Origin of the sequence: Streptomyces sp. 2P-4, from assembly GCF_030167965.1 — a bacterium.
GTDB lineage: Bacteria > Actinomycetota > Actinomycetes > Streptomycetales > Streptomycetaceae > Streptomyces > Streptomyces globosus_A.
Genome location: NZ_CP095011.1, coordinates 5498009 through 5519110 on the forward strand (window position 1 = coordinate 5498009; position 21102 = coordinate 5519110).

The following is a 21102-nucleotide window of genomic DNA, read 5'->3' on the forward strand; positions in this document are numbered from 1 at the left end:
CGCCGGTTGCAGGCGCGCGTGTTCCAGTACGCTCGACCGGATGAGCGCGCGCCCCGACCGTACGCCCCTGCCCCGGTCCTTCTACGACCGGCCGGTCCTCACCGTGGCCCCGGACCTTCTCGGCCGGATCCTGGTCCGCCGCACCGAGGAGGGCCCGATCGAGCTCCGCATCACGGAGGTGGAGGCCTACGAGGGCGAGTCCGACCCCGGCTCCCACGCCTACCGCGGCCGCACCGCGAGGAACGCGTCGATGTTCGGACCGCCCGGACACGCGTACGTCTACTTCATCTACGGCATGTCAAGGCAGTCAGCATGAACGTTGATCTCCTCTCCCATCCCGCTGAAGAGGTCGCCCCCAGGCTGCTCGGATGTGTCCTCACCTGCAAGACCCCCGAGGGGACTGTGAGCATCGCCATTACGGAAACCGAGGCGTACTCCGGCACGGCTGACCCAGCTTCCCATGCCTACCGAGGCCGGACTGCCCGCAACGCCACCATGTTCGGGCCCGCAGGACACCTCTACGTCTACCGGTCCCACGGTCTCCACTGGTGCGCCAACGTCGTCACCGGTACGGATGGCATCGCCTCGGGTGTCCTCATCCGGGCAGGCAGGGTCATCGAGGGCGAAGACCTGGCGCGCAAGCGGCGAGGGGAGAGGGTCGAGAGTCCACGTCTTGCCCGAGGTCCGGGGAACGTCGGCCAGGCACTCGGCATCACGGCAGAGCACAATGGCGCAAACCTCCTGACAGGTACCTCGGTCGTGTTGTCCGAGGGGAAGCCAGTACCTGCCGCGCTCATCCAGGTTGGTCCTCGGGTAGGCGTGAGCAAGGCCCACGACTGGCAACACCGGTTCTACCTCGCCGGTGATCCAACGGTCTCGGCGTACCGACTGAGCCCGCGAGCCAAACCGACCACAGGAGCCTGACCCGCTGTGCACCTTGCTGACGGCCCGCCGGGGAGTCGGTGCGGAGTTGGGTCAGGCGGTGCGTGATCGTCGGCGAGCGCGGCCCGTGACGCGTCCCTGGCCGGTCGAGCCACGTTGCTGCATGAACTGGGAGCGAGAGGTGCGCACAGAGCCTCTGAGGGATGTCCGGCTCCTTCTCGCCGGGTATGACGAAGGGGCCCCACCCGACTCTCGTCAGACAGGGCCCATCGCCACGTGGCGCCGACAGCCGGCTTGGCCCTCCGTGATCGGATCTCAGGGGTTCCGGAACGTGATCCGGCAGTGCTCGCCCTTGAAGGATCGGACCCCTCGACCGCGCGGCATCAGCTCGACTCGCTCGCAGACCTGCATGACGACGGTCCGCACGTAATCGATGCGGTCGGGGTCTTCGTAGTCCAGTTCCTCCCACAGGTACTCGATGTCGCCGAGGTCGACGCGCACCCGCTGCGATGCCAGGTCTGCCAGCTCGGCCCGGATCTTGGTCAGGTCGGCGTCGCATCTGCTGATGCCCGTCCGCAAGGTCGACGCGTCGATGTCCCCTACGGCGAACATCTCCGCCAGGGCGGTGCGCCTCTCGGATGCGGCCGTCTCCTCGGCCAGCAGCTCGGCCTCTCGCTCCTCGTCTGCGGCATCTGTGGCCGGTGCAGCGTTCCACTCCTCGGCCCTGTCGATGACCTTCCTGACTACGAAGGAGTCCAGCGGGTCAGCCGGGCAGGTGATGCACCGGCCACCCGAACAGGTGTAGATGCGGTACCGCTCACCTGCCGCGTTCTTCTTGCTCCACCCCTGAGTGACGACGGCCTGACACTTCGAGCAGCGGACCACGCCGGACAACAGGGCCTTGCGCTTGCCGCCGCCGCCCGTGTTGCGCTCCGGGTCGCTCAGGTAGCGGACCAAGGCCCTGAATATGCCCTCGGAGACGATCGCCTCCCAGTTGCCCGCGCCGGTCTCCTCGGTCCGCCGCACGCGCGTCCCGTCCGGCTTCTCTACCCACTGCGAGTACGTCTGGATTCCCGCGTTCCTCGGCTTCAAGAGGACCATCCGAAGGTTCGAGCTGCGCCACTCCTTGCCGTGCGGCGAGAGCAGCCCACGCGTGTTCCAGTCCTTCGCGATGGACCAGAGGGTGACGCCGCCCAGGACGTCCCGGTACGCCTGCCGCAGGGCCTCCGCCTCTGCTTCCCGGTGCCTGCCGTCCCGCTCGAAGCCGAAGGGGCGAGTACTCCAGAAGGGCCTCCCCGACTCCCTGCGCCGCTGGTGTCCGAGCACCTGACGCTCGACTCGCATCTCGGTCTCGTTGCGAGCCACCACAGCGCCGATGCGAGCAGCGAGCCGGCCGGACGGCGTGGACAGGTCGAGCACTCCCTGCGCCTGTGCGGCGGCCAGTGTGACGCCGGTCGCCTCGGCCAGGTCCACCAGATCTTCAAGATCCCAGGGGGTGCGGTACATGCGGTCGTAGTGGCGGGACACGATGGCGTCCGCCTTGCCGTCCTCCACCAGAGCCTTGACGCGCTCCCACTCGGCGCTCCGCTTGGTTCCCCGCTTCGTCGAAGCCGACGTGTCCTTCTCAACGATCGTGGCTACGACCGACCAGCCCTTCCGGTCGCACAGCGCCTGACTCAGCTCAACCTGTTGTGTCAGGTTCCCACCCTTGGACTCCTCGCCCCTCGGGGTGGGGCTGAGCCTGGCGTAGATGATCGCTCGCACTGCCTGTCTTCTGCTTGTCGTCGCTTTGCCGATGCTGCCGGACCAACGACATACATGCCTAGTGAGTTACTTACGGCATGTGGTTCAGCCTCAACCTGGTGTGTGGCCCGAAGGACCACGCGAGCGGTGTCCTGGTGAGGGAGGGAGAGATCACGGTGGGCGCCGAGCTCGCCCGCAAACGTCGACTCTCAGCCAAAAAAGACAAGGAACTCGCCAAGGGTCCGGCCCGTCTGGCAACGGCCCTCGCGGTGGACCGCTCCCTGGACGGCACGGACCTGTGCGCCGGCCCTGACTCCGCGCTGTCCCTGCTGACAGGCAGGTCCGTCGTATCGGACCAGGTGGGGAACGGTCCGCGCACGGGAGTGGGCGGCGCGGGCGCGGCCCACCCGTACCGGTACTGGATCGACGGCGACCCCACGGTCAGCCCGTACCGGGCCCACGCGCCACGCCGCCGCTCGACTTGACTCGGCCTCGACGGACGCCTAACGTGGCCCGAGCCGTAGGAACAGGCAGCTGTCACCGACAGCCCCTGGGAGGCGGCCCAAAACACCACCGAGCACTTCACCCCTGGCGGGGTCGCATTCGGCATGTCCGAATTCGATTTCCGATGACTCGATTATGAGTTGCGGGGAGAGGGCGCTAAAGTGGTGGAACGCCGAAAGGCAAAGGCCCCCAACGGCCTCGGATCGAAAAAGCGGGCCGGAAACGGGACGGAAAACGATCTGGTAAGGTTGGAAACGAAGAACGAAAGCCCGGAGGAAAGCCCCAGTAAGTGTTACTGCGGGTGAGTACGAAGGAAGCGTCCGTTCCTTGAGAACTCAACAGCGTGCCAAAAATCAACGCCAGAAGTTGATACCCCGTCCACTTCGGTGGATGAGGTTCCTTTGAAAAAGACCTGTGAGGCTTCCTCTGGAAGTGCTTGCAGGCAACAACACAGCGAGGACGCAGTGGTCAGTCGGTCCTATTCCGGCATGACTGGCCCGCTCTACGTGTGTGTGCACCGGATTACCGGTAAACATTCATGGAGAGTTTGATCCTGGCTCAGGACGAACGCTGGCGGCGTGCTTAACACATGCAAGTCGAACGATGAACCTCCTTCGGGAGGGGATTAGTGGCGAACGGGTGAGTAACACGTGGGCAATCTGCCCTTCACTCTGGGACAAGCCCTGGAAACGGGGTCTAATACCGGATACGACTGCGGAAGGCATCTTCCGCGGTGGAAAGCTCCGGCGGTGAAGGATGAGCCCGCGGCCTATCAGCTTGTTGGTGGGGTAATGGCCTACCAAGGCGACGACGGGTAGCCGGCCTGAGAGGGCGACCGGCCACACTGGGACTGAGACACGGCCCAGACTCCTACGGGAGGCAGCAGTGGGGAATATTGCACAATGGGCGAAAGCCTGATGCAGCGACGCCGCGTGAGGATGACGGCCTTCGGGTTGTAAACCTCTTTCAGCAGGAAGAAGCGAAAGTGACGGTACCTGCAGAAGAAGCGCCGGCTAACTACGTGCCAGCAGCCGCGGTAATACGTAGGGCGCAAGCGTTGTCCGGAATTATTGGGCGTAAAGAGCTCGTAGGCGGCCAGTCACGTCGGATGTGAAAGCCCGAGGCTTAACCTCGGGTCTGCATTCGATACGGGCTGGCTAGAGTGTGGTAGGGAGATCGGAATTCCTGGTGTAGCGGTGAAATGCGCAGATATCAGGAGGAACACCGGTGGCGAAGGCGGATCTCTGGGCCATTACTGACGCTGAGGAGCGAAAGCGTGGGGCGAACAGGATTAGATACCCTGGTAGTCCACGCCGTAAACGTTGGGAACTAGGTGTTGGCGACATTCCACGTCGTCGGTGCCGCAGCTAACGCATTAAGTTCCCCGCCTGGGGAGTACGGCCGCAAGGCTAAAACTCAAAGGAATTGACGGGGGCCCGCACAAGCGGCGGAGCATGTGGCTTAATTCGACGCAACGCGAAGAACCTTACCAAGGCTTGACATATACCGGAAACATCCAGAGATGGGTGCCCCCTTGTGGTCGGTATACAGGTGGTGCATGGCTGTCGTCAGCTCGTGTCGTGAGATGTTGGGTTAAGTCCCGCAACGAGCGCAACCCTTGTCCTGTGTTGCCAGCATGCCCTTCGGGGTGATGGGGACTCACAGGAGACCGCCGGGGTCAACTCGGAGGAAGGTGGGGACGACGTCAAGTCATCATGCCCCTTATGTCTTGGGCTGCACACGTGCTACAATGGCCGGTACAATGAGCTGCGATACCGTGAGGTGGAGCGAATCTCAAAAAGCCGGTCTCAGTTCGGATTGGGGTCTGCAACTCGACCCCATGAAGTCGGAGTCGCTAGTAATCGCAGATCAGCATTGCTGCGGTGAATACGTTCCCGGGCCTTGTACACACCGCCCGTCACGTCACGAAAGTCGGTAACACCCGAAGCCGGTGGCCCAACCCTTGTGGAGGAGCCGTCGAAGGTGGGACTGGCGATTGGGACGAAGTCGTAACAAGGTAGCCGTACCGGAAGGTGCGGCTGGATCACCTCCTTTCTAAGGAGCACAGTACCGATTGCAGGCAAACGTTCTGCACGGTCAGCTCATGGGTGGAACGTTGATTAGTTGGCATCTTCGGATCTGATGGTTCTCGAGTACTGCTTCGGCGTGGAAAGAGGATGCGGATGAACGAGGGTGCCTGGCACGTTGTTGGGTCCTGAAGGCACGGCCGTCTGGCTAGTCTTCAGTGCCGGCCCCAGTGAACTCGCCAGCTTGTCTGGTGGGGTGATGGGTGGCTGGTCGTTGTTTGAGAACTACACAGTGGACGCGAGCATCTGTGGCCAAGTTTTTAAGGGCGCACGGTGGATGCCTTGGCACCAGGAACCGATGAAGGACGTGAGAGGCCGCGATAGGCCCCGGGGAGCTGCCAACTGAGCTTTGATCCGGGGTGTCCGAATGGGAAACCCGGCAGTCGTCATGGGCTGTCACCCGCTGCTGAACACATAGGCAGTGTGGAGGAACGAGGGAAGTGAAACATCTCAGTACCCTCAGGAAGAGAAAACAACCGTGATTCCGGGAGTAGTGGCGAGCGAAACCGGATGAGGCCAAACCGTATGCGTGTGATACCCGGCAGGGGTTGCGCATGCGGGGTTGTGGAATGAGCTTCAGTCGTCTGCCGGCGGCTGGGCGAGTCAGAAACCGTATGGATAGGCGAAGGACATGCGAAAGGTCCGGCGTAGAGGGTAAGACCCCCGTAGCTGAAATCTGTACGGCTTGCTTGCTCATCTCCCAAGTAGCACGGGGCCCGAGAAATCCCGTGTGAATCTGGCGGGACCACCCGCTAAGCCTAAATATTCCCTGGTGACCGATAGCGGATAGTACCGTGAGGGAATGGTGAAAAGTACCGCGGGAGCGGAGTGAAATAGTACCTGAAACCGTGTGCCTACAAGCCGTGGGAGCGTCGGACGTGCTTGCACGTCTCGTGACTGCGTGCCTTTTGAAGAATGAGCCTGCGAGTTAGCGGTGTGTAGCGAGGTTAACCCGTGTGGGGAAGCCGTAGCGAAAGCGAGTCCGAACAGGGCGTTTGAGTTGCACGCTCTAGACCCGAAGCGGAGTGATCTAGCCATGGGCAGGTTGAAGCGGAGGTAAGACTTCGTGGAGGACCGAACCCACCAGGGTTGAAAACCTGGGGGATGACCTGTGGTTAGGGGTGAAAGGCCAATCAAACTCCGTGATAGCTGGTTCTCCCCGAAATGCATTTAGGTGCAGCGTCGTGTGTTTCTTGCCGGAGGTAGAGCACTGGATAGGCGATGGGCCCTACCGGGTTACTGACCTTAGCCAAACTCCGAATGCCGGTAAGTGAGAGCGCGGCAGTGAGACTGTGGGGGATAAGCTCCATGGTCGAGAGGGAAACAGCCCAGAGCATCGACTAAGGCCCCTAAGCGTACGCTAAGTGGGAAAGGATGTGGAGTCGCAGAGACAACCAGGAGGTTGGCTTAGAAGCAGCCACCCTTGAAAGAGTGCGTAATAGCTCACTGGTCAAGTGATTCCGCGCCGACAATGTAGCGGGGCTCAAGCGTACCGCCGAAGTCGTGTCATTGCAGTAATACTCCCAACGGAGGCTGTGATGGGTAGGGGCGTCGTGTGCCGGGTGAAGCAGCCGCGGAAGCGAGTTGTGGACGGTTCACGAGTGAGAATGCAGGCATGAGTAGCGATACACACGTGAGAAACGTGTGCGCCGATTGACTAAGGGTTCCTGGGTCAAGCTGATCTGCCCAGGGTAAGTCGGGACCTAAGGCGAGGCCGACAGGCGTAGTCGATGGACAACCGGTTGATATTCCGGTACCCGCTTTGAAACGCCCAATATCGAGGCGAGCGATGCTAAGTCCGTGAAGCCGTCCTGGATCCTTCGGGTGAAGGGAAGTGGTGGAGCCGACGAACCGGACTTGTAGTAGGTAAGCGATGGGGTGACGCAGGAAGGTAGTCCAGCCCGGGCGGTGGTTGTCCCGGGGTAAGGGTGTAGGCCGAGGGGTAGGCAAATCCGTCCCTCATACAAGGTTGAGACCTGATGCCGAGCCGATTGTGGCGAAGTGGATGATCCTATGCTGTCGAGAAAAGCCTCTAGCGAGTTTCATGGCGGCCCGTACCCTAAACCGACTCAGGTGGTCAGGTAGAGAATACCGAGGCGTTCGGGTGAACTATGGTTAAGGAACTCGGCAAAATGCCCCCGTAACTTCGGGAGAAGGGGGGCCATTCCTGGTGATAGGTCTTGCACCTTGAGCTGGGGGTGGCCGCAGAGACCAGCGAGAAGCGACTGTTTACTAAAAACACAGGTCCGTGCGAAGCCGTAAGGCGATGTATACGGACTGACGCCTGCCCGGTGCTGGAACGTTAAGGGGACCGGTTAGCTCCATTTCGGTGGGGCGAAGCTGAGAACTTAAGCGCCAGTAAACGGCGGTGGTAACTATAACCATCCTAAGGTAGCGAAATTCCTTGTCGGGTAAGTTCCGACCTGCACGAATGGCGTAACGACTTCTCGACTGTCTCAACCATAGGCCCGGTGAAATTGCACTACGAGTAAAGATGCTCGTTTCGCGCAGCAGGACGGAAAGACCCCGGGACCTTTACTACAGTTTGATATTGGTGTTCGGTTCGGCTTGTGTAGGATAGGTGGGAGACTGTGAAGCGGCCACGCCAGTGGTTGTGGAGTCGTCGTTGAAATACCACTCTGGTCGTGCTGGATGTCTAACCTCGGTCCGTGATCCGGATCAGGGACAGTGTCTGATGGGTAGTTTAACTGGGGCGGTTGCCTCCCAAAGGGTAACGGAGGCGCCCAAAGGTTCCCTCAGCCTGGTTGGCAATCAGGTGTTGAGTGTAAGTGCACAAGGGAGCTTGACTGTGAGACCGACGGGTCGAGCAGGGACGAAAGTCGGGACTAGTGATCCGGCGGTGGCTTGTGGAAGCGCCGTCGCTCAACGGATAAAAGGTACCCCGGGGATAACAGGCTGATCTTCCCCAAGAGTCCATATCGACGGGATGGTTTGGCACCTCGATGTCGGCTCGTCGCATCCTGGGGCTGGAGTCGGTCCCAAGGGTTGGGCTGTTCGCCCATTAAAGCGGTACGCGAGCTGGGTTTAGAACGTCGTGAGACAGTTCGGTCCCTATCCGCTGTGCGCGTAGGAATATTGAGAAGGGCTGTCCCTAGTACGAGAGGACCGGGACGGACGAACCTCTGGTGTGCCAGTTGTCCTGCCAAGGGCATGGCTGGTTGGCTACGTTCGGGAGGGATAACCGCTGAAAGCATCTAAGCGGGAAGCCTGCTTCAAGATGAGTATTCCCACCTCCTTGAGAGGGTAAGGCTCCCAGTAGACGACTGGGTTGATAGGCCAGATGTGGAAGCCCGGTAACGGGTGGAGCTGACTGGTACTAATAGGCCGAGGGCTTGTCCTCAGTTGCTCGCGTCCACTGTGTTAGTTCTGAAGCAACGAACAGTTGCCGGTTTCTAGAGCTGGAACACAACTACAGAGTGTGCTTGTTCGCTCGAAACCGATAGGGTTTCGGTGGTCATAGCGTTAGGGAAACGCCCGGTTACATTCCGAACCCGGAAGCTAAGCCTTTCAGCGCCGATGGTACTGCAGGGGGGACCCTGTGGGAGAGTAGGACGCCGCCGAACAATCTTTCAAAGGGCCCGTGGTCCAGCGTTCAACGCTGGACCACGGGCCCTTTTTGTTTTTCTCTTCAATACGTCGAAGCGCGGCCGGGGGTAGGTTGCGCGAGAATGACTAGCGGTACCCCGAAGACAGGAGTCACACCCATGTCCAACTCTCCCGACGATCGTCCGGAGCGCGAGCCTCGTCGCAACGACGGCGGTGACAGGGGCGGCTACCGCGGGGGCCGTGACGACCGTGGCGGCGACCGGGGCGGCTTCCGCCGTGACGACCGCGGCGGCCGCTCGCACAGCGGCGACCGCGGCGGTTTCCGCCGTGACGACCGGGGCGGGGACCGTCCGCCCTTCCGCCGCGACGACCGGGGCGACCGCCCCTCCTACGGCCGGCGCGACGACGACCGCGGCGGCTTCCGCCGTGACGACCGCGGCGACCGCCCGTCGTACCCCCGTCGCGACGACCGGGGCGGCGACCGCCCCTCCTACGGGCGTCGCGACGACCGTCCCGCCTTCCGCCGCGACGACCGCGGGGAGCGCCCCTCCTACCCGCGCCGCGACGACGACCGCGGCGGGTTCCGCCGTGACGACCGGGGTGACCGCGGCGACCGCCCGTCGTACCCCCGCCGCGACGACCGCGGCGGCGACCGTCCGTCGTTCCGCCGTGACGACCGTCCGTCGTACCCGCGTCGTGACGACGACCGTCCCAGCTTCCGCCGTGACGACCGGGGTGACCGGGGCGAGCGGCCGTCGTACCCGCGTCGTGACGACGACCGTCCCAGCTTCCGCCGTGACGACCGCGGTGAGCGCCCCTCCTACCCGCGCCGTGACGACCGGCCCTCGTACGGCCGGCGCGACGACCGCGGCGGCGACCGTCCGTCGTTCCGCCGTGACGACCGTCCGTCGTACCCGCGTCGTGACGACGACCGTCCCAGCTTCCGCCGTGACGACCGGGGTGACCGGGGCGAGCGGCCGTCGTACCCGCGTCGTGACGACGACCGTCCCAGCTTCCGCCGTGACGACCGGGGTGACCGGGGCGAGCGGCCGTCGTACCCGCGTCGTGACGACCGGGGCGGCGACCGTCCGAACTTCCGCCGTGACGACCGCGGTGACCGGGGCGACCGGCCGTCGTACCCGCGTCGTGACGACCGCGGCGGCGACCGCCCGAACTTCCGCCGTGACGACCGCGGTGAGCGCCCCTCCTACCCGCGCCGTGACGACCGGCCCTCGTACGGCCGGCGCGACGACCGCGGCGGCGACCGCCCGTCGTTCCGCCGTGACGACCGTCCGTCGTACCCGCGTCGTGACGACGACCGTCCGTCGTTCCGCCGGGACGACGACCGCGGCGGGCGCCCCTCCTACGGTCGGCGTGACGACCGGGGCGGCGAGCGTGGCGGCTACCGCGGGCGCGACGACCGCGGCGGCTACCGCGGCGACCGCGGTGACCGGGACTTCCGCGCCGACCGCGACCGCGAGCCCGTCAAGCGCCTCCCCATCGACGAGGACGTCACCGGCATGGAGATCGACGCCGACGTCCGCCAGGAGCTCCTGAGCCTCCCCAAGGGGCTCGCCGAGGAGGTCTCCCGGAACCTCGTCATGGTCGCCCGGCTCATCGACGAGGACCCCGAGCAGGCCTACGCCTACGCGAGGATCGCCCTGCGCCTGGCCTCCCGCGTCGCCGCCGTCCGCGAGGCCGCCGGCTTCGCCGCGTACGCCACGCAGAAGTACAGCGAGGCCCTCGCCGAGTTCCGCGCCGCCAAGCGCATGACCGGCTCCGTCGAGCTGTGGCCCGTCATGGCCGACTGCGAGCGCGGCCTCGGCCGCCCCGAGCGCGCCCTCGCGATGGCCGGCGAGCCCGAGGTGCAGAAGCTCGACAAGGCCGGCCAGGTGGAGATGCGGCTCGTCGCCGCCGGCGCCCGCCGCGACATGGGCCAGCTCGACGCCGCCATCGTCACCCTCCAGAGCCCCGAGCTCGCCTCCTCCTCCGTCCAGCCGTGGACCGCGCGCCTGCGCTACGCGTACGCCGACGCGCTCCTCGCCGCCGGCCGCGAGGACGAGGCCCGCGAGTGGTTCGCCAAGACCGTCGAGGCCGACAAGGACGGCGCCACCGACGCCTCCGACCGCCTCGCCGAGCTCGACGGCGTCGAGTTCGTCGACGCGCTCGACGGGTCGATCGACGAGGACGAGGACGGCGCCGACGGCGAGGACGCGGCCGAAGTGGCCGCCGCCGAGCGCGCCGCCGACCAGACCGAGTACTACGACGAGGACGACGACGAGTACGAGCCGCTCGACGCCCCGGAAGCCGACGCCGACGCCGACGCCGGCGGCGTCCGCGACGACGAAGCGGACCGCCCGGGCGACGGCGCCTGAGCGCAGACCCGACGACAGGAGGGCGGCACCCCGAGCGGGGTGCCGCCCTCCGGCGTTTCCGCGGGCCTCAGCCCAGGCTGCGCAGGACCAGGCCCGTCGCCGGCTTCGGACCGAACGAGGTCGACTTCCGGGGCATCATCACGCCCTGCCGGGCCAGCCCCCGCACGACCTCCTCCCGCACCGGATGCAGCAGCACCGCCGTCCCGCCGTGGCGCTCCGCCATCTCCACCGTCGCCGCCGCGTCATGGATGTACGTGATCTGGTCGGGGGTGTCCGGGATCCGCCACACGGCGTCCAGGAGCGTCGCGTGCAGCACCGTCGCGTCCAGCCGGCGCCACGCCTCCGGCCGGTCCCGGCGGACCGTGCGCTCCAGCAGACCCGCATCCGGATCCGTCACCAGGTGGAATGAGCCGTCCCCGGCGACGAGGAAGGCGTTGCCGCGTTCCGCGGCATCCGCCAGCGCCTCCAGGGCCAGCGGCAGCGGGCCGTCCACCGGGCGCACCCGGAACGAGCCCTCCACCGCGGCCAGCGCGTCCGCCGGAGCCAGCCGGCGCAGCACCCGGTGGATAGCCCGCACCTCCAGCGGGTAGCGCACCGTGTCCACCAGCAGCACCAGCCCGAAGTCCCAGTCCGTCGGCGACGGGTGCTCCTCCTGCAGGCGCAGGTACGTCGCCCACCTGTGGTGCCCGTCCGCGATCAGCGCCTGGCGGCGGCCCAGGTCCGCGGCGACCGCCTCCTGGTCGGCCGGGTCGGTGACCGCCCACAGCCGGTGCCGGACCCCGTCCTCGGTGGTCGTCGCCAGCAGCGGCGCCCTCAGCGCCGTCCGCTCCACGACCTCCGCTGCGCCCGCGCCCGCGTCCCCGCCGCGGTACGTCAGGAGCAGCGGCTCCAGGTTCGCCGAAGTGGCGCGCATCAGCCCGGCCCGGTCCGTCACCACGTGCGGCATGACGTCCTCGTGCGGCAGCACCACGCCCGCCTCCGCCCCCGACAGGGCCAGCGCACCGATCAGGCCGCGCTGCACCATCGGCCCCCTGCGCTGCTCGTACACGTACAGGGCCGGCTCCGGGTCCGCGCTCAGCACGCCCTTCTCCAGCCAGTCCCGCAGCGTGCGCGCCGCCTGGTCGTTCCGCGCCGCAGGGGTGTCGGCCTGCGGCAGGATCAGCCGGACGATGTTGTGCGGATCGGCCGACTCCAGGTAGTCGACGCCGTCGGGGCGGACCACCACGTCGTACGGCGGAGAGGTGACCGCGGCCAGGCTGCCGACGCGTTCCGGGACATAGCGCAGGCCGGGGAAGGGGAGCAGGCGCAGCCCGGAGGGCAAGGTGGCAGAGGTGGTCATTGGTGCATGGTAAGGGGCGTCTCGGCATGCGGGATGATCGTGTGGAAAAGATCTCGGAGCACATGCGGCAGGATTCGGTCGTAGACGATCGGGCCGGACGGACAGAGGGAGCGGACAGGATGACGCGGCGGAGCAGGACGAGTCCGGCGGGCAGCGAGCGCAGCCTCCACCGGGCGTACGACACGGCCCTGCTCGACCTCGACGGCGTGGTCTACGCGGGCGGCGAGGCGATCGCGCACGCGGTGGAGTCGCTGGAGGCCGCCCGCGACGGCGGGATGCACCTGGCGTACGTCACGAACAACGCGCTGCGCACCCCGGACGCCGTCGCCGCGCACCTGAGCGAGCTGGGCATCCCGACCGGCGCCGACGACGTGATCACCTCCGCGCAGGCGGTGGCCCGGCTGATCTCGGAGCAGGTCGAGCCGGGGGCGAAGGTGCTGGTGATCGGCGGGGAGGGGCTGCGGGTCGCGCTGCGCGAACGCGGGCTGGTACCCGTCGAGTCCGCTGACGAGGCGGGTCTCGCCGCGGTCGTCCAGGGCTACGGGGGGCCCGAACTGCCCTGGGGGCGCTTCGCGGAGGCCTCGTTCGCCATCCGGCGCGGGGTGCCGTGGTTCGCGTCCAACACGGACCTGACGATTCCGCAGGCGCGGGGCATCGGGCCGGGCAACGGTGCGGCCGTCGAGGTCGTGCGGATCGCGACCGGCGCCGAGCCGCAGGTGGCGGGCAAGCCGCTGCCCCCGATGCACCGGGAGACGGTCCTGCGGACCGGCGCGCGGCGGCCGCTGGTCGTCGGGGACCGGCTGGACACCGACATCGAGGGGGCGTTCAACGGGGACGTCGACTCGCTGCTCGTCCTCACCGGCATCGCCGACGGCGCGCAGCTGCTGCGGGCCGAGCCGCGCCACCGGCCCACGTACGTCGACCGCGACCTGCGCGGCCTGCTGACCGGGCAGCCGGAGGTGGAGCCGGCCGGGGACGGCTTCCGGTGCGGCGGCTGGACGGCGGCCGCGGCGGACGGCGCACTGCGCCTCGAAGGCGCCGGCGACCCGGTCGACGGGCTGCGGGCGCTGTGCGCGGCGGCCTGGACGGCCGCGGGGGACGGCTCCTGCCGGCTCGACACGGCCGCGGCACTGGACCGTATCCGGCTGTAGCGGAAGCGGCGGGCAGCGGAGCACCGGGTGCAGGAGCGCAGGTCGGAAGGCATCCCATGGCCGGAATCCGCCGAGGCTAGGCTAACCTAACCGCGTGTTGGTCGAGAGTCCTCCCGAACAGAGCGCGGCGCCCGGCGCCGCAGCCATCCGCAAGCGGCACGCCGCGCGCGCCGCCGGCCTGCTGGCCGCCCTGGCGGTGCTGGCGCTCGTCCTCGTGGCGAGCATCGCCGTCGGCGCCAAGCAGATGCCCCTCGACGAGGTGTGGCACGGGCTCTTCCACTACTCGGGGACCACCTCCGACGTGGTCGTCCGGGACCTGCGCGTCCCGCGGACCCTCCTCGGGCTGATGGTCGGCCTCGGCCTCGGCCTGTCCGGGGCCGTCATGCAGGCGCTGACCCGCAACCCGCTGGCCGAGCCCGGCATCCTCGGCGTCAACGCCGGCGCCGCGGCCGCCGTGGTGTCCGCCATCAGCTTCCTCGGGGCCTCGACCCTCACCGAGTACGTCTGGTTCGCGCTGCTCGGCGCCGCCGCCGTCTCCGTCGTCGTGTACGTGCTCGGCGGCAGCCGCAGCGCGACGCCGGTCCGGCTGGCGCTCGCCGGGACCGCGGCCAGCGCCGCCCTCGTCGGCTACATCAACGCGGTGCAGCTGATGGACAGCAAGGCCCTCGACAAGCTCCGCTTCTGGACGGTCGGTTCGCTGGCCTCGGCCAACATGGACACCGTCCGGCAGGTGGCGCCCTTCCTGCTCGCCGGGGCGCTGCTCGCGGCGGCGCTCGGCCGCCCGCTGAACGCCATGTCCATGGGCGACGACACCGCGCGCGCCCTCGGCGCGAACCTGACCCGCACCCGTATCGGGGCCATGGTCGCCATCACCCTGCTGTGCGGGGCCGCGACGGCGGCCTGCGGGCCGATCGTCTTCATCGGGCTGATGATCCCGCACCTCGCGCGCATGATCACCGGGCCCGACATGCGGTGGGTGCTCGCCTACTCGGCGGTCCTGTCGCCGGTGCTGCTGCTCGGCGCGGACGTCGTCGGCCGGATCGTCACCCGGCCCGCCGAACTCCAGGTGGGCATCGTGACCGCGCTCATCGGCGGCCCCGTCTTCATCTATCTCGTCCGGCGCAAGAGGATGGCCCAGCTGTGACCGTCGAACTCCCCACGGCCCGGATACGGTCCCGCTCCCGGACCGTGCGCGCCCCCGGCGGGCTGTCCCTGCGCGCGGAGCCGCGGGCGCTGCTGACCGGGCTGCTCCTCGCCGCCGCGGCGGCGGCCCTGTCGGTCGTGCTGATCGGCACCGGCGACTTCGAGATCGCCCCGGCGGACGTCGTGCAGACCCTCCTCGGCAACGGCACCCCCGCACAGGACTTCATCGTCAACGACCTGCGGCTGCCGCGGGTCCTGGTCGCGCTGCTCGTGGGCGCCGCGCTCGGCATGGCCGGCGCCGTCTTCCAGTCCGTCTCCCGCAACCCGCTCGGCTCCCCGGACCTGCTCGGCTTCGGGTACGGCTCGGCCGTCGGCGCGCTCCTCGTGATCGTCCTGTTCAAGGGCGGCGCGACGGCCGTCGCCGGCGGCGCCCTCGCGGGCGGCCTGGTCACCGGCGTCCTGATCTACCTGCTGTCCTACAAGCGCGGCGTCCACGGCTACCGGCTGGTGCTCGTCGGCATCGGCGCCTCCGCGATGCTCATCGCGGGGATCCAGTGGCTGCTGACCAAGGCCCAGTTCATCGAGGCGACCCGGGCGATGGTCTGGCTGACCGGCTCGCTCGCCGGCCGCGACTGGAGCCAGGTGTGGCCGCTGCTGGGCACCTGCGCCGTGCTGTTCCCGCTCGCCCTCTCCCAGGGGCGGGCGCTGCGGATCGCGGAGATGGGCGACGACGCCGCGTACGCCCTCGGCGTCCGGGTCGAGCGGATGCGGATGCTGCTGATGCTGGCGGCCGTCCTGCTGACCACGGCCGCGGCCGCGGCCGCCGGGCCCATCAGCTTCGTCGCGCTGGCCGCACCGCAGCTGGCCCGGCGCCTGACCCGCTCGCCCGGGTCGAACCTGGTCACCGGCGCGCTGATGGGCTCCGTCCTGCTGCTGCTCTCCGACTGGGCCTCGCAGCGGGCCTTCGGCGCCGACCAGCTGCCCGTCGGCGTGCTGACCGGGCTGGTCGGCGGCGCCTACCTGCTCTGGCTGCTCGTCACCGAGCGCAGGGCGGGACGTATATGACGAACTCAAGGAGTACGCACGTGCAGCGGCTGTCCGCGCAGAACGTGACCCTCGGCTACGAGCAGCGGGTCATCGCCGAGAACCTGTCGGTGGAGATACCCGACAACTCGTTCACGGTGATCGTCGGCCCCAACGCCTGCGGCAAGTCCACGCTGCTGCGCGCCCTGTCGCGGATGCTGAAGCCGTCCGCCGGGCAGGTGCTGCTCGACGGGCACGCCATCGGCTCCATGCCCGCGAAGAAGGTCGCCAAGACCCTCGGCCTGCTCCCGCAGTCCTCCGTCGCGCCGGACGGGATCACCGTCTTCGACCTCGTCTCCCGCGGCCGGTACCCGCACCAGGGGCTGCTGCGGCAGTGGTCGCAGGAGGACGAGCGGGTCGTCCTGGAGTCGATGGCCGCGACGGGCGTCGCCGAGCTCGCCGACCGCACGGTGGACGAGCTGTCCGGCGGGCAGCGGCAGCGCGTGTGGATCGCGATGGCGCTCGCCCAGCAGACGCCGCTGCTGCTGCTGGACGAGCCGACGACCTACCTGGACATCCAGCACCAGATCGACGTGCTGGACCTGTGCGCCGAACTCCACGAGAACCAGGGCCGGACCCTCGTCGCGGTGCTCCACGACCTCAACCACGCCGCCCGCTACGCCACGCACCTGATCGCCATGCGCGGCGGCAGGGTCGTCGCGGAGGGCCCGCCGGCCAAGGTGGTGACCGCGGAGCTCGTGGAGAAGGTGTTCGGGCTGCGGTGCCAGATCATCGACGACCCGGAGACGGGCACGCCCCTGGTCATCCCGGCCGCCCGCAAGCGGGCCCGGCCGCAGACCGCACCCGCGGAGGCGGCTGCCGGCGCCTGAGCCGCGGACGGCCGCCGTCAGAGGAGCTTCTTCAGCCGGAGCAGGTCGCGCAGGCCCGCCTCCAGCCTGACCCGGCCGGAGGCCCACGCGCGGGCGAAGTTCAGGTCGCCCGCGACCAGTGCCACCAGGTCGTCGCCCGTCATCGCCAGCCTGATGTCCGCCCGGCCGGCCGGCGGGCCCGCCGCGACGCCCTCCACCCGGATCCGGCCCCCGTCGAGGCGGCCCGTGAAGGTGCGGTCCAGGTCGGTGACGTGGCAGCTCAGGGAGCGGTCGAGCGCGGCCGCGCCGCGCACGTCGCCGTCGGCCCGCGCCAGGTTGCCGGAGAGTCGGTCGAGTGCGGCTCGGCACTCATCGATCGTAGCCATCGTGATCTCGACCGTACCGCAGAGAGGTGCGGCGGCGCCCGCGCGCTTCGGGGTAGCGTCGGGGCATGACCGACGAAGCCGCCGACGCACCCCCGGAGCCCGCCGCGCCGGCGCCGCTCGGCGTCGTCCGCACGCCCACCGGGCACCCCGGGGTGGACGCCTGCCTGGAGCGCCTCGCGGACGCCGACCACCTCCCGGCGGACGGGCACGCCGCCGTGTACGAGGATGTGCACAGGGGCCTGCGCGAGGCGCTGACCGCGCTGGACGCACCGCCCGCCCCCGGACCGTACGACAACAGGAGCTGAACCGAACGTGGCAGGAGTGGCACGCCGCCGCCTGGACGCCGAACTGGTACGCCGCAGCATGGCCCGCTCGCGGGAGCACGCCGCCCAGCTGATCGCCGCGGGCCGCGTCACCGTCGGCGGGACCACCGCGACCAAGCCGGCCACCCAGGTCGAGACCAGCGCGGCCCTCGTCGTCCTCAAGGACGACAGCGACCCCGACTACGTCTCGCGGGGCGGCCACAAGCTGGCCGGCGCGCTCGCAGCCTTCCGGCCGCTCGGACTCGTCGTCGAAGGCCGCCGGGCGCTCGACGCAGGCGCCTCCACCGGCGGCTTCACCGACGTGCTGCTGCGCGCCGGGGCCGCCCACGTCATGGCCGTGGACGTCGGCTACGGGCAGCTCGCCTGGTCGCTCCAGAGCGACGAGCGGGTCACCGTCAAGGACCGCACCAACGTCCGCGAGCTGACCCTGGAGCAGATCGACGGCATCCCCGTCGACCTCGTCGTCGGCGACCTGTCGTTCATCTCGATCGGACTGGTCCTGCCGGCGCTCGTCGCCTGCTGCGCGCCCGGCGCCGACCTGGTGCTGATGGTCAAGCCGCAGTTCGAGGTCGGCAAGGAGCGCCTCGGCAGCGGCGGCGTCGTCCGCAGCCCCGAGCTGCGGGCCGAGGCCGTGCGCGGCGTCGCCGAGCAGGCGGCCCGGCTGGGCCTCGGCGTGCTCGGGGTGACCGCCAGTCCGCTGCCGGGCCCCTCGGGCAACGTCGAGTACTTTCTGTGGCTGCGGGCGGGGGCACCGGCACTCGACCCGGCGGATGTCGACCGTGCAGTGGCGGAGGGGCCGCAGTGACAGATTCAGCGGGATCGAACGGCGGGACGGAACCGGCGGAGCCGGCGGGGGCGGGCGGCAGGGCGGGGGAGGGGCGGCGGACGGTGTTCCTGCTCGCCCACACCGGGCGGCAGGCCGCCATCCGCAGCGCCGAGCTCGTCGTCCGGGGCCTCGTCAAGAGCGGGCTCGGCGTACGGGTCCTGGAGGACGAGGCGCGGGACCTGCCGCTGCCGCCCGAGGCGGAACTGGTCGCCGAGTGCACGCCCGAGGTGCTCGAAGGCTGCGAGCTGCTGATCGTCCTCGGCGGCGACGGGACCCTGCTGCGCGGCGCGGAGTTCGCGCGCGGCTCCGGGGTGCCGATGCTCGGCGTCAACCTGGGCCACGTCGGGTTCCTCGCCGAGGCCGAGCGGGACGACCTCGACCGGGTCGTCGACCGGGTCGTGACGCGGGCGTACGAGGTCGAGGACCGCATGACGCTCGACGTGATGGTCCGCTCCAACGGGGACGTCGTCCACCGCGACTGGGCGCTGAACGAGGCCGCCGTGCAGAAGGTGTCGCCCGAGCGGATGCTGGAGGTCGTCCTGGAGATCGACGGCCGCCCCGTCTCGGCGTTCGGCTGCGACGGGATCGTCTGCGCGACGCCGACCGGCTCCACGGCGTACGCGTTCTCCGCGGGCGGCCCCGTGGTGTGGCCCGAGGTCGAGGCCCTGCTGATGGTGCCGATCAGCGCGCACGCGCTGTTCGCGAAGCCGCTGGTGACCTCGCCGGACTCGGTGCTCGCCGTCGAGGTGCAGCCCGGGACCCTGCACGGCGTGCTGTGGTGCGACGGCCGTCGGATGCTGGAGCTGCCCGCCGGGGCGCGCGTCGAGGTCCGCCGCGGCGCGGTGCCGGTGCGGCTCGCGCGGCTGCACCACGCGTCGTTCACGGACCGGCTCGTCGCCAAGTTCGCGCTGCCGGTGTCGGGTTGGCGCGGGGCGCCGCACCAGGACTGACCGCCGGCCGGCGGCTGTGCGGACGGGGCCGCTCCGCCCGGGCCGCGGACGACCATTCAATAGCACATCCGTTCGAAGAATTCCCGGCGGGTGACGTCACATGCCATCGGTGAAACCTCGGTATGGTCGTCCCGTGCTTGAGGAGATGCGGATACGGTCCCTGGGCGTCATCGACGACGCGGTGGTCGAGCTGTCGCCCGGATTCACCGCGGTGACCGGCGAGACCGGCGCCGGCAAGACGATGGTCGTCACCAGCCTCGGGCTGCTGCTCGGCGGGCGCGCCGACCCGGCCCTCGTACGGATCGGGGCCAAGGCGGCGGTCGTCGAGGGGCGCATCGTCATGCGCCCCGGCGCCCCGGCCGCCGTACGCGCCGAGGAGGCCGGCGCCGAGCTCGACGACGGCGCCCTCCTGATCAGCCGGACCGTGTCCGCCGAAGGCCGCTCGCGCGCCCACGTCGGCGGCCGCTCCGTGCCCGTCGGGCTGCTCGGCGAGCTCGCCGACGACCTCGTCGCCGTCCACGGCCAGACCGACCAGCAGGGCCTGCTGCGGCCCGCCCGGCAGCGCCAGGCCCTCGACCGGTACGCCGGCGACGCCGTCGCCGTCCCGCTGGAGAAGTACGGGGCCGCCTACCGGCGGCTGCGGGCCGTCGCCGCCGAACTGGAGGAGATCACCACCCGCGCCCGCGAGCGCGCCCAGGAGGCCGACCTCCTGCGCTTCGGGCTGGAGGAGATCGCCGCCGTCGAGCCGGTCCCCGGCGAGGACACGGAACTCGCAGCCGAGGCCGAACGGCTCGGCCACGCCGAAGCGCTCGCCTCCGCCGCGCAGATCGCCCACGCCGCGCTCGCCGGCGACGTCGAGGACCCGGAAGGCGTCGACGCCACCACGCTCGTCGCCGGCGCCCACCGGGCCCTGGAGGCCGTACGCTCCCACGACCCGGTCCTCGGTGTACTCGCCGAGCGCATCGGCGAGGTCCAGATCCTGCTCGCCGACGTCGCCGGAGAACTCGCCGGATACGCCGACGACCTCGACGCCGACCCGCTGCGGCTCGCCGCCGTGGAAGAGCGCCGGGCCGCCCTCACCCAGCTCACCCGGAAGTACGGCGACTCCGTCGACGCGGTACTGGAATGGGCGCAGGCGAGCGCCGCGCGGCTCCTCGAACTCGACGGCGACGACGAGCGGATCGCCGAGCTGACCGCCGAACGCGACGGGCTGCGGGCCGAACTCTCCCAGCTCGCCCAGGCCCTGACGGACGCCCGCGTCGAGGCGGCGACCCGGTTCGCCGCAGCCGTCACCGGGGAACTGGCCTCCCTCGCGATGCCCCACGCCCGCGTCACCATCGACATCCGGCAGGCCGAGGCCGCCGACGAGGACGACGGCGTCGAAGTCGGCGGCCGGGCGGTCGCCTACGGGCCGACGGGCGCGGACGAGGTCGAACTGCTCCTCGCCCCGCACCCCGGCGCCCAGCCGAGGCCCATCGCCAAGGGCGCCTCCGGCGGTGAGCTCTCCCGCGTCATGCTCGCCGTCGAGGTCGTCTTCGCCGGCTCCGACCCCGTCCCCACGTACCTCTTCGACGAGGTCGACGCCGGCGTCGGCGGCAAGGCCGCCGTCGAGGTCGGGCGGCGACTGGCCAAGCTCGCCAAGTCCGCCCAGGTCGTCGTCGTCACCCACCTGCCGCAGGTGGCGGCCTTCGCCGACCGGCAGCTCCTCGTCGAGAAGACCAACGACGGCTCCGTCACCCGCAGCGGCGTCACCGTCCTGGAGGGCGAAGCCCGCATCCGCGAACTCTCGCGGATGCTCGCCGGCCACGAGGACTCCGTCTCCGCCCGCGCCCACGCCGAGGAACTCCTCGCCGCGGCGCGCGCCGACGCGTAGCGCAGCACCCGGGGGCGGCCCCGGCGCGCATGCCGCGCCCCGGGGCCGCCCCCGCGCACGC

At 69.2% G+C, this 21102-nt stretch carries 13 protein-coding genes, 3 rRNA genes and 3 pseudogenes; 16 read left to right on the forward strand and 3 right to left on the reverse strand.

The features are described 5' to 3' along the window. Positions 1–40: 40 nt before the first annotated feature. Together MUK52_RS24395 and MUK52_RS24400 are read left to right on the forward strand one after the other, a co-directional pair. Positions 41–298 (forward strand): annotated as a pseudogene (locus tag MUK52_RS24395) (DNA-3-methyladenine glycosylase); the annotation flags it as partial. Between the two features lie 14 nt (positions 299–312). Next, on the forward strand, positions 313–924 hold the full coding sequence (locus MUK52_RS24400; protein ID WP_284580021.1) for a DNA-3-methyladenine glycosylase: 612 nt from the start codon (positions 313–315) through the stop codon (positions 922–924). A 273-nt stretch (positions 925–1197) separates the two neighbouring features. Here the strand turns inward: MUK52_RS24400 and MUK52_RS24405 are convergent, their stop codons facing one another. Next, positions 1198–2646 (reverse strand): recombinase family protein, encoded by a 1449-nt coding sequence (locus tag MUK52_RS24405; RefSeq protein ID WP_284580023.1) that lies wholly within the window; start codon positions 2644–2646, stop codon positions 1198–1200. 68 nt (positions 2647–2714) lie between these two features. On the opposite strand from MUK52_RS24405, the pseudogene MUK52_RS24410 reads away from it, so the two are divergent. The 6 genes and pseudogenes from MUK52_RS24410 to MUK52_RS24435 all read left to right on the forward strand — a co-directional run. Continuing rightward, positions 2715–3110 (forward strand): annotated as a pseudogene (locus MUK52_RS24410) (DNA-3-methyladenine glycosylase); the annotation flags it as partial. Positions 3111–3664: 554 nt separating this feature from the next. Next, positions 3665–5184, forward strand: a 16S ribosomal RNA gene (locus tag MUK52_RS24415). A gap of 282 nt (positions 5185–5466) precedes the next feature. Next, positions 5467–8577: ribosomal RNA gene (locus tag MUK52_RS24420) — 23S ribosomal RNA — on the forward strand. Positions 8578–8683: 106 nt separating this feature from the next. Further along, a 5S ribosomal RNA gene (gene rrf, locus MUK52_RS24425) occupies positions 8684–8800 on the forward strand. Together the 16S, 23S and 5S rRNA genes form the textbook arrangement of a ribosomal RNA operon. Before the next feature lie 159 nt (positions 8801–8959). After that, a pseudogene (locus MUK52_RS24430) lies at positions 8960–10090 on the forward strand (hypothetical protein); the annotation flags it as partial. 213 nt (positions 10091–10303) lie between these two features. Next, positions 10304–11158, forward strand: a complete 855-nt coding sequence (locus MUK52_RS24435; RefSeq protein WP_284581761.1) for a tetratricopeptide repeat protein — start codon at positions 10304–10306, stop codon at positions 11156–11158. A 67-nt stretch (positions 11159–11225) separates the two neighbouring features. On the opposite strand, the gene MUK52_RS24440 is transcribed toward MUK52_RS24435, so the two are convergent. Beyond that, entirely contained in the window at positions 11226–12497 is a 1272-nt protein-coding gene (locus MUK52_RS24440) for a DUF1015 family protein (protein ID WP_284580025.1), read from the reverse strand. A 119-nt stretch (positions 12498–12616) separates the two neighbouring features. On the opposite strand from MUK52_RS24440, the gene MUK52_RS24445 reads away from it, so the two are divergent. The 4 genes from MUK52_RS24445 to MUK52_RS24460 all read left to right on the forward strand — a co-directional run bounded on the left by MUK52_RS24445 (position 12617) and on the right by MUK52_RS24460 (position 16704). Beyond that, positions 12617–13648, forward strand: a complete 1032-nt coding sequence (locus MUK52_RS24445) for an HAD hydrolase-like protein (protein ID WP_114056985.1) — start codon at positions 12617–12619, stop codon at positions 13646–13648. Between the two features lie 94 nt (positions 13649–13742). Beyond that, the gene (locus tag MUK52_RS24450) at positions 13743–14792 is read left to right on the forward strand and encodes a FecCD family ABC transporter permease (RefSeq protein ID WP_174250440.1); all 1050 of its coding nucleotides are present in this window, start codon (positions 13743–13745) and stop codon (positions 14790–14792) included. Further along, the gene (locus MUK52_RS24455) at positions 14789–15856 is read left to right on the forward strand and encodes a FecCD family ABC transporter permease (RefSeq protein ID WP_246042652.1); all 1068 of its coding nucleotides are present in this window, start codon (positions 14789–14791) and stop codon (positions 15854–15856) included. The genes MUK52_RS24450 and MUK52_RS24455 overlap by 4 nt, the downstream gene beginning before the upstream one ends. Then, positions 15853–16704, forward strand: a complete 852-nt coding sequence (locus MUK52_RS24460; RefSeq protein WP_284580032.1) for an ABC transporter ATP-binding protein — start codon at positions 15853–15855, stop codon at positions 16702–16704. The genes MUK52_RS24455 and MUK52_RS24460 overlap by 4 nt, the downstream gene beginning before the upstream one ends. Positions 16705–16721: 17 nt before the next feature. Here the strand turns inward: MUK52_RS24460 and MUK52_RS24465 are convergent, their stop codons facing one another. Then, a complete protein-coding gene (locus tag MUK52_RS24465; protein ID WP_114056982.1) occupies positions 16722–17069 on the reverse strand; it encodes an SCP2 sterol-binding domain-containing protein in 348 nt (115 codons plus the stop codon). Between the two features lie 65 nt (positions 17070–17134). Between MUK52_RS24465 and MUK52_RS24470 the strand changes: the two genes are divergently transcribed. The 4 genes from MUK52_RS24470 (at position 17135) to recN (ending at position 21041) form a co-directional block, all read left to right on the forward strand. After that, entirely contained in the window at positions 17135–17374 is a 240-nt protein-coding gene (locus MUK52_RS24470; protein WP_284580036.1) for a hypothetical protein, read from the forward strand. A 7-nt stretch (positions 17375–17381) separates the two neighbouring features. Further along, the gene (locus MUK52_RS24475; RefSeq protein ID WP_114056980.1) at positions 17382–18197 is read left to right on the forward strand and encodes a TlyA family RNA methyltransferase; all 816 of its coding nucleotides are present in this window, start codon (positions 17382–17384) and stop codon (positions 18195–18197) included. Continuing rightward, positions 18194–19168, forward strand: a complete 975-nt coding sequence (locus MUK52_RS24480) for an NAD kinase (RefSeq protein WP_174250439.1) — start codon at positions 18194–18196, stop codon at positions 19166–19168. The genes MUK52_RS24475 and MUK52_RS24480 overlap by 4 nt, the downstream gene beginning before the upstream one ends. A 145-nt stretch (positions 19169–19313) precedes the next feature. Continuing rightward, positions 19314–21041 (forward strand): DNA repair protein RecN, encoded by a 1728-nt coding sequence (recN, locus tag MUK52_RS24485; RefSeq protein WP_284581762.1) that lies wholly within the window; start codon positions 19314–19316, stop codon positions 21039–21041. Positions 21042–21102: the final 61 nt, after the last annotated feature.